The 13,790-nt window shown below is 70.0% G+C and carries 14 protein-coding genes; 8 read left to right on the top strand and 6 right to left on the bottom strand.

Annotation, left to right across the window (positions count from 1 at the left end; all coding sequences use genetic code 11):
- Window positions 1–20 precede the first annotated feature (20 nt).
- Window positions 21–233, bottom strand: a complete 213-nt coding sequence (locus tag CRP55_RS02130; protein ID WP_097317735.1) for a DUF7455 domain-containing protein — start codon at window positions 231–233, stop codon at window positions 21–23.
- A gap of 245 nt (window positions 234–478) precedes the next feature.
- Between CRP55_RS02130 and CRP55_RS02135 the strand changes: the two genes are divergently transcribed.
- Window positions 479–1,375 (top strand): S8 family peptidase, encoded by an 897-nt coding sequence (locus tag CRP55_RS02135; RefSeq protein ID WP_281260747.1) that lies wholly within the window; start codon window positions 479–481, stop codon window positions 1,373–1,375.
- A 71-nt stretch (window positions 1,376–1,446) separates the two neighbouring features.
- Window positions 1,447–1,833 (top strand): response regulator, encoded by a 387-nt coding sequence (locus tag CRP55_RS02140; protein ID WP_097317737.1) that lies wholly within the window; start codon window positions 1,447–1,449, stop codon window positions 1,831–1,833.
- A 191-nt stretch (window positions 1,834–2,024) separates the two neighbouring features.
- On the opposite strand, the gene CRP55_RS02145 is transcribed toward CRP55_RS02140, so the two are convergent.
- Both CRP55_RS02145 and CRP55_RS02150 read right to left on the bottom strand, forming a co-directional pair.
- Complete coding sequence (locus CRP55_RS02145; RefSeq protein WP_097317738.1) at window positions 2,025–2,777, bottom strand: SAM-dependent methyltransferase; 753 nt, start codon at window positions 2,775–2,777, stop codon at window positions 2,025–2,027.
- Window positions 2,777–3,532, bottom strand: coding sequence for an SDR family oxidoreductase (locus tag CRP55_RS02150; RefSeq protein ID WP_097317739.1), 756 nt, complete (start codon window positions 3,530–3,532; stop codon window positions 2,777–2,779). The genes CRP55_RS02145 and CRP55_RS02150 overlap by 1 nt, the downstream gene beginning before the upstream one ends.
- Before the next feature lie 139 nt (window positions 3,533–3,671).
- Here CRP55_RS02150 and mshA point away from each other — a divergent pair, with 139 nt between their 5' ends.
- From mshA to CRP55_RS02165, 3 genes are all read left to right on the top strand, one after another.
- Window positions 3,672–4,940 carry a D-inositol-3-phosphate glycosyltransferase gene (gene mshA / locus CRP55_RS02155; RefSeq protein ID WP_097317740.1) on the top strand — a complete coding sequence of 423 codons (1,269 nt, stop codon included), beginning with the start codon at window positions 3,672–3,674 and terminating at the stop codon, window positions 4,938–4,940.
- The gene (locus CRP55_RS02160; RefSeq protein WP_097317741.1) at window positions 4,934–5,422 is read left to right on the top strand and encodes a type III secretion system chaperone family protein; all 489 of its coding nucleotides are present in this window, start codon (window positions 4,934–4,936) and stop codon (window positions 5,420–5,422) included. Before mshA ends, CRP55_RS02160 begins: the two co-directional genes overlap by 7 nt.
- A gap of 80 nt (window positions 5,423–5,502) precedes the next feature.
- The gene (locus tag CRP55_RS02165; protein ID WP_245922744.1) at window positions 5,503–6,258 is read left to right on the top strand and encodes a hypothetical protein; all 756 of its coding nucleotides are present in this window, start codon (window positions 5,503–5,505) and stop codon (window positions 6,256–6,258) included.
- Window positions 6,259–6,976: 718 nt separating this feature from the next.
- On the opposite strand, the gene CRP55_RS02170 is transcribed toward CRP55_RS02165, so the two are convergent.
- Together CRP55_RS02170 and CRP55_RS02180 are read right to left on the bottom strand one after the other, a co-directional pair.
- Window positions 6,977–8,341, bottom strand: a complete 1,365-nt coding sequence (locus tag CRP55_RS02170) for an MDR family MFS transporter (RefSeq protein WP_097317742.1) — start codon at window positions 8,339–8,341, stop codon at window positions 6,977–6,979.
- Between the two features lie 95 nt (window positions 8,342–8,436).
- On the bottom strand, window positions 8,437–9,948 hold the full coding sequence (locus tag CRP55_RS02180) for an MDR family MFS transporter (RefSeq protein WP_245922745.1): 1,512 nt from the start codon (window positions 9,946–9,948) through the stop codon (window positions 8,437–8,439).
- A 142-nt stretch (window positions 9,949–10,090) separates the two neighbouring features.
- Between CRP55_RS02180 and CRP55_RS02185 the strand changes: the two genes are divergently transcribed.
- Window positions 10,091–10,837: a phosphoglyceromutase gene (locus tag CRP55_RS02185; protein ID WP_179854980.1), complete on the top strand. Its 747-nt coding sequence runs from the start codon at window positions 10,091–10,093 to the stop codon at window positions 10,835–10,837.
- 69 nt (window positions 10,838–10,906) lie between these two features.
- On the opposite strand, the gene phoU is transcribed toward CRP55_RS02185, so the two are convergent.
- Window positions 10,907–11,560, bottom strand: a complete 654-nt coding sequence (phoU, locus tag CRP55_RS02190; RefSeq protein ID WP_097317744.1) for a phosphate signaling complex protein PhoU — start codon at window positions 11,558–11,560, stop codon at window positions 10,907–10,909.
- A gap of 199 nt (window positions 11,561–11,759) precedes the next feature.
- Here phoU and CRP55_RS02195 point away from each other — a divergent pair, with 199 nt between their 5' ends.
- Complete coding sequence (locus tag CRP55_RS02195) at window positions 11,760–13,052, top strand: sensor histidine kinase (protein ID WP_245922746.1); 1,293 nt, start codon at window positions 11,760–11,762, stop codon at window positions 13,050–13,052.
- A gap of 31 nt (window positions 13,053–13,083) precedes the next feature.
- Window positions 13,084–13,767, top strand: coding sequence for a response regulator (locus CRP55_RS02200; RefSeq protein WP_097317745.1), 684 nt, complete (start codon window positions 13,084–13,086; stop codon window positions 13,765–13,767).
- Window positions 13,768–13,790: the final 23 nt, after the last annotated feature.

Here is a 13,790-nt window from a genome sequence, read left to right on the forward strand (position 1 = left end):
GGCGAATCACCATTAAGCGGTTACTTCCCGGCCCACTCGAAGCCCTGCTCGAGGGTGATCCGCTCGCCGACGCGGCTGATGTCCTCGTGGTGACGGTTCGCGTGGTGCCCGCAGAAGGCCAACTCGCCGCCGCTGGTCAGGGTGACCGTCAGACGGGCGGCCGCGCTGCAACGGTCACAGCGGTCGGTCAGCGAATCGACGGTGACGATCTCGGGCGACAGCAGGCTGGACATATCGCTCTCCTTGCTCGGTGGCGGTGTGTAGCGGTACTCCGGGTAGATCGGTCCTCCGCCGCACGGCTTTAGCTCTTCACTTCGATCTTCCTGGGGCTGAGCACCGCTCCGAGGGGGTTGCAACCCACGTGCAACCGTGCGGATCCTCCAGCGCTTCGCGACCCACCGCACCCTTTCCCTCAGACGCCCTTCGGCATGCCTTCCACCCCCGGGGAAGTGGCCGAAGCAACTGAGAGGACGAACTTTTGCGTATCGCCACGATGCTGACCGGCGCGGCCGTCGCGCTCGCCTGCACCGTTCCGGTGGCGGCCGTGGCCGCACCGGCGACCACCACCACCTGGGGACTCGACCGGATCGATCAGCGCGCGCTGCCGCTGTCGTCCTCGTACGCCGCGCCCACCGGCGCCGGCGTCACCGTCTACGTGGTCGACACCGGCATCCGCACCACTCACAAGGAGTTCGGCGGCCGGGCCACCGACGGCTACGGGACCGACGGCGACTGCAACGGCCACGGCACCCACGTCGCCAGCACCATCGGCGGCGCGACGTACGGTGTCGCCGAGAACGTGAAGCTGGTCGGCGTGCGCGTGCTCGACTGCAAGGGCACCGGCTCCTACAAGCAGATCATCGCGGGCATCGACTGGGTCGCCAAGCAGACCGCCCGTCCCGCGGTGGCCAACCTCAGCCTCGGCGGCACCACCAGCAAGGCGCTCGACGACGCGGTCGACCGGGCCGTCGCCAAGGGGATCACCGTCGTCGTCGCGGCGGGCAACGACAACCGCGATTCGTGTACGCAGTCACCGGCGCGCACCCCCTCGGCGATCACCGTGGGCGCCACCGACCAGAAAGACACCCGGTGGTCGTCCTCGAACTACGGGTCCTGTGTCGACATCTTCGCCCCCGGAGTCCGGATCGAGGGGGCGTCGACCGCGTCGAACACCGCCGTCAAGCTGATGAGCGGCACTTCGATGGCGGCGCCGCACGTGGCCGGCGCGGCCGCGCTCGTGCTGGCCGCCCACCCCTCGTACACCCCGGCTCAGGTCCGTGACGAGCTGGTGGCGCAGGCCGGAACGGGCTCGATCCGCAATCCCGGCAAGGGATCGCCCAACCGGATGCTCTACACGGGTTACCTCAGTCGCTGAAAGGGCCTTTCGTGCAACCTCGCGCGGATAGCGTGAGGTTTCGGCCCGGTTCGTCAGTCACAGGAGGACCCATGTCGCAGGCGCCCGAAACCGACACGCGACCCACCGTCCTGGTCGTCGACGACGAGGAGGACCTGCGCGACATCATGCGGCGCATGCTGGAACGGCGTGGCTTCGACACGCTGACCGCCGGCGACTCGACGCAGGCCATCGAGGCCTGCCGGCAGCATCCCGGCGACATCGACATCCTGATCACCGACCTCGGGCTGCCCGGCGTCTCCGGCGGCGAGCTGTCCCGCTCGGCCACCGAGCTGCGCCCGGAGATGCGCGTCGTCTACATCTCCGGGCTGCCCAAGGAGATCGCCGTCGCCGACGGCCTGATCGCCGAGGACGCCCTGCTGGTGAAGAAGCCGTTCAGCAGCGAGGCGCTGGTGGAGACGCTGCGTTCCGTGCTCTGACCCGTCCCGTCCCCGAGAAGGCGCCGCCGTCCCCTGACGGCGGCGCCTTTTTGCTGCGCTGCTCCCGATCGGCAACCGTGCCGAGACCGCGTCCGCACCACCGTCGCCCGACTCTGAGGGCAGACGTTATTCACCCCCTGGGGTCGGGCCGGTCCGCTGCGGAGGACCGGCCCGGCCTTTTATCCGGGGGTTCATCCGGGCCACGGCAGAGTGAGCTCGCCGAGACGCCAGCGGGACGGGCCGTCCTGTACGGGCCACCCTTCGTCGCGCATCCGGCGCACGGTCGCGATCCAGCGCTGCCGCGGCCCGAACGGGGTGGCCTCGGTCTCCCAGGCCCGGCCCAGCGCGCGCAGCAGCTCATGGACCGGCTCACCGGGCACGTTGTGGTGGATCAGCGCCTTGGGCAGCCGCTCGGCGAACGTCGCCGGATGATCCAGATCGGACAAGCGGGCCGACAGCGTGAGGGTGCCCGGCACGCCGTCCTCGATCACCGCCCAGGTGGCGATGCGGCCCAGTTCGTCGCAGGTCCCCTCGATCAGCACGGCCCCGGTGGCGGTCATCTGCCGCCAGGCGGCGCCGACCTCCTCCTCGGGATACTGCCGGAGCACGTTGAACGCCCGCACCACGACCGGGCGCAGGCCGGCCAGTTCGAAACCGCCGCGCCGGAAGTCGAGCAGCGGAGGATCCGCGTACGGTTGCGCGGCTCCCACCCGTACGGGATCAATCTCCAGACCCACCACCGCGACATCCGCGCGGACCGCCGTCGCCAGACGGCCCCGCAACTCCACGGCCGTGACCGGCGTGGCGCCGTAACCGAGGTCGATGACCAGCGGCTGCGGCGCGTCGCGCAGCAGCGCGCCGCAGCGGAACGCGATGAAGTTGTCGACGCGACGCAGCCGGTTGGGATTGGTCGTCCCCCGGGTGATCTCGCCAACCGGCTTCACTACTTCTCCCGGTAGACCTTGTGCTGAGCCGCCTGGGCGATCGGGCGGACGACGATGCGGTCGAGGTTGACGTGGTGGGGACGGGTCGCGGCGAAGGCGATGATGTCGGCGATGTCGTCAGCGGTCAGCGGCTCCTTGACCCCCTGGTAGACCGCGTCGGCCTTGGCCTGGTCGCCGCCGAAGCGCTTGAGCGAGAATTCGTCAGTACGGACCATGCCCGGATCCACCTCGATGATCCGCACCGGCTTGCCGGACAGTTCCAGCCGCAACGTCCCGACCAGCGCGGTCTGTGCGTGCTTGGCCGCCGTGTACCCGCCGCCGCCCTCGTAGACCGTGAAGGCCGCGGTCGAGCCGACCGTCACGATCGTGCCGGCGCCGCTCGCCTCCAGGGCCGGCAGCAGGGCCTTGGTCATCCGCAGCGAGCCGAGGACGTTCACGTCGTACATCCACTGCCAGTCGGCGACCGAGCCCGACTCGACCGGGTCGAGACCGGCGGCGCCACCCGCGTTGTTGACCAGCAGCGTGACCGGGCCGCCGAGGCCGGTGACCGCGCCGGCCAGGGCCGACACCGACTCGTCGGACGTGACGTCGCACGCGACCGCCGTCGCGGCCGGCCCGATCTCCTTGACCAGCTCCTCCAGCCGGTCGGCGCGCCGGGCCGCCGCCACGACGTGGAAGCCCTCGGTGGCGAGGCGGCGGGCCGTCGCCGCGCCGATGCCGCTGGACGCGCCCGTGACCACTGCGATGTTCTGCATGCCCCCATCCTTCCTTCTGGGCTCCCGATGAGATGGGTCACCCCGGGTGGGCTGCATGGTGGTTCGGCCCACCGGGACGGGGAAGATTAATGACTGCGCAATAATCCCCGCGTATATGCCGGACAATGGAGGATAAATCGTGGCAGAATGGCCGACCCCCCGGCGCATCGCCACCCTCTCCGTGCACACGTCCCCCCTCGAACAGCCGGGAACCGGCGACGCGGGCGGCATGAACGTGTACATCGTCGAGGTCGCCAAGCGCCTCGCCCGGCGCGGCGTCGAAGTCGAGATCTTCACCCGCGCCACCCGTGGTGACCTGCCGCCCTGCGTCGAGATGGCGCCCGGCGTGCTCGTCCGTCACGTCACCGCCGGCCCGTACGAAGGCCTCGAGAAGGAAGAGCTGCCGGCCCAGCTCTGCGCCTTCGCCAACGGCGTGCTGCGGGCCGAGGCGGCCCGGCCGCCGGGCCACTACGACCTCATCCACTCCCACTACTGGCTCTCCGGCCAGGTCGGCTGGCTGGCCCGGGAACGCTGGGGCGTGCCCCACGTGCACACCGCGCACACCCTGGCCAAGGTCAAGAACAGGCTGATCGCGGCGGGCGACCGGCCCGAGCCCCGCGCCCGCGTGATCGGTGAGGAGCAGGTCATCGCCGAGTCCGACCGGCTCGTCGCCAACACCCGCTTCGAGGCCCGCGACCTGGTCGCGTACTACGAGGCCGACCCGGCCCGCACCGCGGTGGTCCAGCCCGGCGTCGACCTCGAGCGCTTCCGGCCCGGCCCGTCCGACCGGGCCCGCTTCGGGCTACCGGCCGACGGCAAGGTCATCGCCTTCGTCGGGCGGATCCAGCCGCTCAAGGCGCCCGACGTGCTGATCGCGGCGCTGGCCGCGATGCGGACCGAAGACGTCACCGTGGTGATCTGCGGCGGCCCCAGCGGCAGCGGCCTCGACCGGCCGACCTCGCTGATCGAGCTGGCGGCCTCGCTGGGCGTCAGCGAGTCGGTGCGCTTCCTCCCGCCGCAGAACGGCGACGGGCTGGCCGCGCTCTACCGCAGCGCCGACGTAGTGGCCGTCCCCTCGTACAACGAATCCTTCGGTCTGGTCGCCCTGGAGGCGCAGGCCTGCGGAACGCCGGTGGTCGCGGCGGCGGTCGGCGGCCTGGTCACGGCGGTCCGCGACGGCGTCAGCGGGGTGCTGGTCGACGGGCACGACCCGGCGGCCTGGGCCCGGGTGCTGGACGACCTGCTCGCCGACCCGCGGCGCCGCGAACTGCTGTCGTCGGCGGCGGTCGCGCACGCGTCCGACTTCTCCTGGGACCGCACGGCGGAAGGCCTGCTCCGGGTCTACCGTGAGGCGGTGACCGAGCACCGCGAGCTGATCAGACAACGCCTGGAGGCCTACGCATGGTGACGGACCTCATCGAAAAGGCACTGGCCGAGCGGGAGCTCGAATGGGACACCACCGGTCCCGGCTCCTATGTGGTCACGCTGCCCGGCACCCACAAGCTGAAGACGGCCTGCAACTTGATCGTGGGCGAGCACTCGTTGCGGGTGGAGGCGTTCGTGATGCGCCGCCCCGACGAGCGGCACGAGGAACTGTGGGCATGGATGCTGCGGCGAAATGCCCGGATGTACGGGGTGGCGTTCTCCATCGACGCGGTGGGCGACGTCTATCTCACCGGCCGGGTCTCGCTGAAAGGCCTGGACGAGGACGAATTGGACCGTCTGCTCGGCTCGGTACTGACCTATTCGGACGAGTCGTTCGACACGATGCTGGAGATCGGCTTCGGCTCGTCGATCCGCCGCGAGTGGGAGTGGCGCGTGAAGCGCGGCGAGTCCCTGGCCAATCTCCAGGCGTTCAAACACCTCGCCCCATCGGAGGACGGCTCCTGACTCACGTGTGTCGGCGTGAATTGTCCGGGTACTGAAAGAAACGATCGGACAACGCCGATGGAATAGTGAGGTGAACTGGCGTGGCTTCCACGAAGACCGCCAAGGGCCGAAACGACACTCCGAACACGCCGGACGTGAGCGAGAGCAAGATCGCCCGGATGAAGGCCGCCGACCTGCGCCGCGAGCTGAAGAGCCGTGGCGTCAAGAACACCGACGACCTGAAGAAGCCGGACCTCGTCAAGAAGATGGTCAAGGCCGCTCGTCGCGAGGCCGGCAAGAATCCGACAAGCCACAACGACACCCCGAACACGCCAGGCGTCAACGAGAGCGAGATCGCCCGGCTCAAGGTGCCCGAGTTGCGGGCGCGCCTGTCCGCGCGCGGGGTCAAGGGAACGGCCGACCTCAAGAAGCCCGAGCTGGTCAAGAAGCTCGTCAAGACCCTCACCAAGTCGGGCTCCACCGGCTCCGGCGGCGGCAAGCGCACCGGTAAGAAGGCGTCGAAGTCCCTGAAGTACTCCCAGGAGATCACCTCGACCGGCGACAAACCCGAACGTCTCGGCCGTTCCCTGGTCACCACCGACCACGAGGTGATCCGCCAGTGGGCGAAGGCGCGCAAGGCCGTCCCGGCCACGGTCGCCGGCACCCAGCACGACGGCCACCTCGGCGTGCTCCGCTTCGACTTCCCCGGATACGACGAATCCGACCGGCTCGTCGAGGTCAGCTGGGCGGAGTGGTTCGAGGCCTTCGACAAGCGCCGGCTGAACTTCATCTACCAGCAGCGGCTGACGAGCGGTAAGAGGAGCAACTTCTTCCAGCTCGAGAACCCGGACGAGTGACCATCTTGGGCCGGTCAGCAGGACTTATGTGTGATTGGTCATCCGCCGATCGGCCAAAAGTCGGTGACTGTGACGGTCCAGACAGATGGCAGACAGCCAAGTGGCTTGTAAGGCTTGACCGGCCCAACTAGCGTAATCAATGGACGCCGGACCGTTAGTTCGGGGAACTGGTTGACCGGAGACGGTCACCGCGGCCGGCGTTTGGGGACGGGTGGCATATGCCGTTGGGGGACGGCGCGACCCGAGACCGGCGGTTAGTGCGGGCGACGCCTATGGGGATGGGCGTCGTCCGCCGCCGCCGGTGCAACAGCTCTCAACGGCCAAGCCCTTCCGGCGGCTCTCTCTTCAGCCCTTTCGGTCGTACGCCGTAACGTGCGCCCGCGGCTTCACCCTGCGGCCCGCCCGCGCAGTTCCGCCGGGCCGCCGCCGGTGGCTCACTCTCGCTGCCTTCACTTGCGCTGATCACCTTGGTCATACGCCGCAGCCGCGCGCGGCTGCGGCGTGGGCAGAGCTTTGCGCGGACCGTGACCGGGCGCCGGTGCTGCTCGCCGCCGTCGCTTGCTGCTGCCGCTGCTCGTCTTCGCCGCTGGTTGCCGGTGGCGCTTTCGGCTGCCGTCTGGTCGGTGCGGGCACCTCGCCTCGCTGCCCCAGGGGCTCCCGGCCCATCGGCCACGGGCCCCGGGGCTTGTCCGCAGAGGCGTGGCCCGTGAGAGTGCGGTCAGGATGTGGTCACTGTTTCGGCGGTTTGGGAGCGGATGGCGGCTACGCGGCGTTCGCGGGCGGGGCCTGCCAGCAGGTGCAGGGCCGCGGCGATGGCGCCCAGGGTGCCTACTAGCAGCCAGTGTGCGTCGCCCAGGTATTGCAGGCCGGCGCCGCCCAGGGCGGGGGCCAGGAACGACGCGGCCGGGAAGGCCAGGAAGAAGACTGCCTGGTAGCGGCCGCGCAGCTGCAGTGGGGCCAGCTCTGAGTTGATCTCGGCGTTGGGAGGGGCGGCCAGCATGCCGCCGATCGTCCAGATGACGGCCGCCAGCAGGTAGAGCGGTAGGTGGTCGGCCAAGGCCAGCACGGCGAAGCCGAGGCCGTTGACCAGCAGGGCCGCGGCGAGAATTCGGTGCTTGCGGTGGCCGTCGATGATTCGCGGCACGAAGAGCTGGCCGACCACGATCAAGGCCGCGCCCAGTGACACGACCACGCCGTAGGCCGACGGGCTGAGGTGGTCGTCCTGCATCGCCAGCGGCACGATCGTGCTGGCCTGCGTGTAGATCAGCGCCTGCAGCACGGTCAGGCCCACGAAGACCAGGAAGATCCGGTCGGTCAGCACCACGCCCAGGCCGCGGGGCCGGCCACGCCCGGGCTCCGAGGGCCGAGGCGGGAAGGGGGCGGACTCCGTTTCCGCGGGCAGGAAGGGGGCGGACTCTGTTTCCGCGGGCGGGAAGGGGGCGGACTCCGTTTTCGCGGGCGGCACCTCGGCGGTCGCATGGCCTGCGGCGGAGGTGGTGCGGCGGGGGAGGGTTTCGGGGATCTTCCAGGCGATCAGGAGGGCCGTGGCCAGGGTGGACGCGGCGTCGATCAGGAAGAGGCCGACGTAGCTCCAGGTGGCCAGGACGCCGGCTATCAGGGAGGCGAGGGCCATGCCCAGGTTGAAGGCCCAGAACTGAAGGTTGAAGGCTCGGGACCGGCGCTCGACCGGGACCACGTCGATGATCGCGGCTACGAAGGCGGGCTGCGGCATCGACTGGAACAGGCCCAGTAGCAGGCACAGGGCGGCGATCACGCGGAGGTCGGGGCTGAGGGCCAGGCCTGCCAGCGTCGCCGCCACGATGAAGTGGGACAGCAGCAGGGTGCGACGCCGGCCCCAGCGGTCGGTGAGGACGCCGCCGGCGAGGGTGCCCAGGATGCCGCCTATGCCGTACGTGCCGACGATCAACCCGGCCTGTGCGGTGCCGGCGCCGCGCTGGGCGGTCAGGTAGAGCGAGAGGAACAGCACCGCGAAACCGCCTACGCGGTTGATCAGGATGCCGGTCCAGAGATACCAGTAGGTCGCCGGGAGCCCGCCCGCCGTGTCCCGAAGCCAGCCGCGCACCGCGCCCCCGTTAGGAAACCTTGTTAACAGTCCTAGCGGAGGTTAGCGCGCGGAGGCCCGGGTGTCTTCTCTGTTTCCTATCGGGATTCGGTTTCCTATCGGGCGGAGCGCTCTTTGATGATCTCGGGCGGAATGTCCGCCACGGGCTCCGCTTCGGCCGGCGGCAAAGCACCGAGCGCCACGGTGGCGGCGGAGGCGGGAGTAGCGAAGGCGGGGTCGGCGGCCGAGGCGGAGGCGGAAGTGGCGAAGGCGGCGTCGGTGGCCGAGGTGGAGGCGGTGGCCGAGGTGGAGGCGGTGGAGGGGGAGGGCGCGGAGGAAGGGTCGGCGGCCGAGGTGGAGGCAGTGGAGAGGGAGGGCGCGGAGGTGGAGGCAGTGGAGAGGGAGGGCGCCGGCGCGGGGTCCGCGGTGGCCATCGCGGCGATGCGACGGCGGCGGCTGGGGGCGGCCAGCAAGTGGCCGAGGGCCACCAGGGCGCACACCGCGAAGCAGCCCAGCCACAGGGCCGCGTCGCCCAGATGTTCCTGGGTGAAGCCGCCCAGGATCGGAGCCAGGGCAGTGCCGGCCGACCACGACAAGGAGCTCAAGCCCTGGTAGCGGCCGCGCAGCGCGGCGGGGGACAGGCCCGCCACCGTTGCCGCGTTCGAGGGGGACTGGAGCATTTCGCCCAGCGTCCAGATCACCACGGTCAGGGTGAAGAACCAGGCCGCGTTCGCGAAGGCGGTCAGGCCGAAGCCCACCCCGATGATCAGCGAGGCCACGGCCAGCACCCGCGCGTTGTCGTGGTTGCCGATCAGCTTCGGGATGAAGAGCTGGCCCAGCACGATCAGCACGCCGTTCACGGCGATGACCGCGCCGTACGTCGCCGCCGACAGGCCGTCCGAGGTCATCGCGATCGGCAGCGTCGACATGTGCTGCATCATCACGACGACGCCGCCCAGGGAGACCAGCAGATAGCCGACGAAGATCCGGTCGCGCAGGACCGTGCCGAGGCCGCCGGGGCTTGCCTGCCGCCGTACGTCAATGCGGGCCGGCCTTGTCTCTTTGACGAAGATCAGGAAGATCGTGGCCGTGATCAGGGTGCTGGCCGCGTCGACGACGAAGAGCAGGAGGTAGTCGGCCTTGGCGGCCAGGCCGGCGCCGACCGACGACAGCGCGAAGCCCAGGTTGATCGCCCAATAGTTCAGCGAGTACGCCCGGACGCGATCCTTTTCGGGCACGACGTCGACCATCATGGCCGAGAAGGCCGGGCGCACCGCCTCGCTGAAGAAGCCGAGCAGGAACGTCGTGGCCAGGATCTGCCCGTACTCGTGGGCGAAGCCGAGCGCGAGCATCAGCGCCGCCGCCCCGAACTGGGCGACCAGCATGGTCGGCCGGCGTCCCCAGCGGTCGGCCAGCACCCCGCCGGCCGTCGTGCCGAGGGCGCCGCCGACCCCGTACAGGCCGATGACCAGGCCGGCCTGGCTCTGGGAGAAGCCGCGCTCGCCGGTCAGATAGATCGCCAGGAAGATCACCACGAAGGAGCCGAGGCGGTTGATCAGCGTGCCGGTCCAGAGGAGCCAGAACTGCCGTGGCAGACCACCGATGGCCTGGCTGAACCAGCGCTGCACGCCGCACCCCGATCGTGAAGTAAGTAGTGATCAAGCGTTATTGCCTTACAACCTAGGTGAGCGCGCAACTCCGTTTCCACGTGGTGGTCGCCACTGGTGGGTCCGCGCCCGCCGCCGATCCGGCTGCGGCAGGATGGAGCGCATGACAGGGACTTTGGTGCTGCTGCGACACGGCAACAGCGAGTGGAACGCCAAGAACCTCTTCACCGGCTGGGTCGACGTCGACCTCGACGCCAAGGGTGAGGACGAGGCCCGCCGCGGCGGCGAGCTCCTCAAGGCGCAGGGCGTGCTGCCGGACGTGGTGCACACCAGCGTTCTGCGCCGGGCCATCCGGACCAGCGAGATCGCGCTGCACATCGCCGACCGCCACTGGATTCCGGTGAAGCGCTCCTGGCGCCTCAACGAGCGCCACTACGGCGCTCTCCAGGGCAAGGACAAGAAGCAGACGCTCGAGGCGTACGGCGAGGAGCAGTTCATGCTCTGGCGCCGGTCGTACGACGTGCCGCCGCCGCCGATCGAGCGCGACTCCGAGTTCGCCCAGTTCGACGACCCGCGGTACGCGCTGCTGCCGCCGGAGGCGCTGCCCACGGCCGAGTGCCTCAAGGACGTGCTGGTCCGCGCGCTGCCGTACTGGTACGACGAGATCGTCCCGGACCTGCGGGCCGGCAAGACGGTGCTGGTCGCCGCGCACGGCAACTCGCTGCGCGCCATCGTCAAGCACCTCGACGGCATCTCCGACGAGGCGATCGCCAAGCTGAACATCCCGACCGGCATCCCGCTGCGCTACGAGCTGGACGACAACTTGCGCCCGGTCACCGCCGGCGGCACGTACCTCGACCCCGAGGCGGCCAAGGAAGCGGCCGCGGCCGTCGCCAACCAGGGCCGTTAGAAGCACACAGCAAAGGGCCGGGACGCCCCGTGGCGTCCCGGCCCTGCTCCGTCCAGGCGAGCGAGGTGCTCAGCTCTGGCCGGTCACCTTGTCTCCGGTGATCAGGTAGACCAGCTGCGCGCCGACGTTCACGGCGTGGTCGGCGTACCGCTCGTAGAACCGGCCCAGCAGGGCGCCGTCGATGGCGGTCTCGGCGCCGTACGGCCAGTCGTCGGCCAGCATGATGCGGAACAGCTCGCGCTCCTGGTCGTCGATCTTGTCGTCGGCCGTCTCGAGGGCCGCCGCCAGCTCGGCGTCGGGGTGGGCCAGCAGCTTGGTGATCTCGCCGGCCATCGCGTCGGCCACCTCGGCCATCTTCTTGAAGACCGGGCGCAGCTCGGCCGGGACGGCCGGCGACGGGTGACGGCGGATGGCCGTCTTGGCCACGTGCTCGGCGAGGTCGCCCATGCGCTCGATGTCGGCCGAGATGTGCAGGGCGGTGATGACCATCCGCAGGTCGGAGGCGACCGGCGCCTGGCGGGCGATGGTGTCGGCCACCTTCGTCTCGACCTGGCTGTAGATCGCGTCGATCTCGACGTCGCGCTCGATGACCGACTCGGCGGCCTTGAGGTCGGCGGTCAGCAGCGCCGTGGTCGCGTTCCGCAGCGCGGTGCGCACCCCTTCTGCCATGGTCACCAGCAGGCGGGTGACCTCGTTGAGGTCGGCCTGGAACTCCTCGCGCATGTTGTCTCGTCCCCAGGGGCTCGCGGTCGCCCCGAAACAGGGCGCGACCTTGGTTGTCGTCCAGGCTAGGGGCAACCAGCAGCGGACACGTGAACGGCGATGAACGACGCCGGGCGCAGTGGTGAACATTATTCGACGCGCGCCCGGTTTGTCCGGATACCCCTAGGGCTCAGGTAAACAATGACCCTACGATCGCAGCGTGGACCTGGTGTACGGCACTCTCCTGACCCTCGTCGCGCTGGCTGTCGGCGTGGCTGCGGGGGTCTTCATCGCCCGTGCCCGTAGGTCGCCCGGGTCGGACGCCGCTGCCTCCCGGAAAGATGAGGGAGGACGCGCCATCGACACGGACGAGCCGCACACCGGCAAGCACAGCATGAAGGGGCTCGGCCGCAAGAGCCTCGACTCGCTGCGCGTCGGCGTGGTGGTCCTCGACGCCGAGGATCACCCGGTGCTGGTCAACCCGGCCGCCCGGGCGATGGGTCTGCTCCGCTCCGGCGGCGCCCCGGGCACCATCGCGGCCCACCCGATCCTGCGCACGCTCGCCGGCCAGGTGCGGCGCACGGGCGTACGGCGGGAAGTCGAACTTGATCTTCCGCATGGACGGGCCGGAGCCGCTCAGGCGCCGCTCGGCCTGCACCTGCGGGCGGTGGCGCTGAACTCGACGCACGTGGCGGTCGAGGCGGCCGACGTCACCGAGTCGCACCGGCTGGCCCGCGTGCGCCGCGACTTCGTGGCCAACGTCAGCCACGAGCTGAAGACCCCCATCGGCGCTCTCCAGCTGCTGGCCGAGGCGCTGCTGGACGCGACCGAGGTGCCGGCGGCCGAGGCCGTCGAGGGCGAGGAGGCCAACGAGGACCTGCTCGCGGCCCGCCGGTTCGCCGAGCGGATCCACCACGAGTCGGCCCGGATGGGCCGCCTGGTCAACGAGCTGCTCGAGCTGACCCGGCTCCAGGGCGCCGAGCCGCTGCCCACCCCCGAGCCGGTCGCCGTCGACTGGATCATCGCCGAGGTGATCGACCGCACCCGCACCACCGCCTCGGCCAAGAACATCGAGGTCGTCTACTCCGGTCCCAAGGGCGCTACCGTTTACGGCAGCGACAGTCAGGTGGCGACCGCGGTGACCAACCTCGTGGAGAACGCGATCGCGTACTCCGGAGATGACACTAAGGTCGAGCTCACCCTGCGTAACGACGACGACTGGGTCGAGATCGACGTCGCCGACCAGGGCATCGGCATCGCGCCGCACGACGTCGACCGGATCTTCGAGCGGTTCTACCGCGCCGATCAGGCCCGGTCGCGCTCGACCGGCGGCACCGGTCTCGGCCTGGCCATCGTCAAGCACATCGCCACCAACCACGGCGGCCGGGTCGACGTGACCAGCAGCCTCGGCGACGGCTCGACGTTCACTCTGCGCCTACCGGCGCGTCCCCCGGAAGCCCCCTTGCCGTTACCGACGGCAATTGAGATCGAGTCCGGTGCTGGCGGGCGTTGAGCCTGTGAGCCGGAAGATGGAAGGAACCACATTGGCCCGCGTGCTCGTGGTCGAGGATGAGGAGTCGTTCTCCGACGCCCTGTCGTACATGCTGCGCAAGGAGGGCTTCGAGGTCTCGGTCGCCCCGACCGGAACCTCCGCCCTGACGCAGTTCGACCGGACCGGTGCCGACATCGTGCTGCTCGACCTCATGCTTCCGGAGATGTCCGGCACCGAGGTCTGCCGTCAGCTGCGTCAGCGCTCGGCCGTCCCGATCATCATGGTCACCGCCCGGGACAGCGAGATCGACAAGGTCGTGGGCCTGGAGATCGGCGCCGACGACTACGTGACCAAGCCGTACTCGCCGCGTGAGCTGGTCGCCCGGATCCGCGCCGTGCTGCGCCGCCAGGGCACCGAGGCGGCCGAGGTCTCCACCCCGACGCTGGCCGCCGGCCCGGTCCGGATGGACGTCGAGCGGCACGTGGTGACCGTCGACGGCAGCGGTGTCCAGCTGCCGCTGAAGGAGTTCGAGCTGCTCGAGCTGCTGCTGCGCAACGCCGGCCGGGTGCTGACCCGCGGCCAGCTGATCGACCGGGTCTGGGGCGCCGACTACGTCGGTGACACCAAGACCCTCGACGTCCACGTGAAGCGCCTGCGCTCCAAGGTGGAGCCCGAGCCGTCGGCCCCGCGCTACATCGTCACGGTGCGAGGCCTCGGCTACAAATTCGAGCCCTGACCCCCGTCCAACCACCCCGCCGC

The organism is Paractinoplanes atraurantiacus, from assembly GCF_900215205.1.
Lineage (GTDB): Bacteria > Actinomycetota > Actinomycetes > Mycobacteriales > Micromonosporaceae > Actinoplanes > Actinoplanes atraurantiacus.

Bases quoted from the DNA above. Each gene is read 5' to 3' on its own strand.
- CRP55_RS02150 (WP_097317739.1), bottom strand. From the start codon at position 3,532: ATGCAGAACATCGCAGTGGTCACGGGCGCGTCCAGCGGCATCGGCGCG.
- CRP55_RS02130 (WP_097317735.1), bottom strand. From the start codon at position 233: ATGTCCAGCCTGCTGTCGCCCGAGATCGTCACCGTCGATTCGCTGACC.
- CRP55_RS02185 (WP_179854980.1), top strand. From the start codon at position 10,091: ATGACAGGGACTTTGGTGCTGCTGCGACACGGCAACAGCGAGTGGAAC.
- phoU (WP_097317744.1), bottom strand. From the start codon at position 11,560: ATGCGCGAGGAGTTCCAGGCCGACCTCAACGAGGTCACCCGCCTGCTG.
- CRP55_RS02140 (WP_097317737.1), top strand. From the start codon at position 1,447: ATGTCGCAGGCGCCCGAAACCGACACGCGACCCACCGTCCTGGTCGTC.
- CRP55_RS02160 (WP_097317741.1), top strand. From the start codon at position 4,934: ATGGTGACGGACCTCATCGAAAAGGCACTGGCCGAGCGGGAGCTCGAA.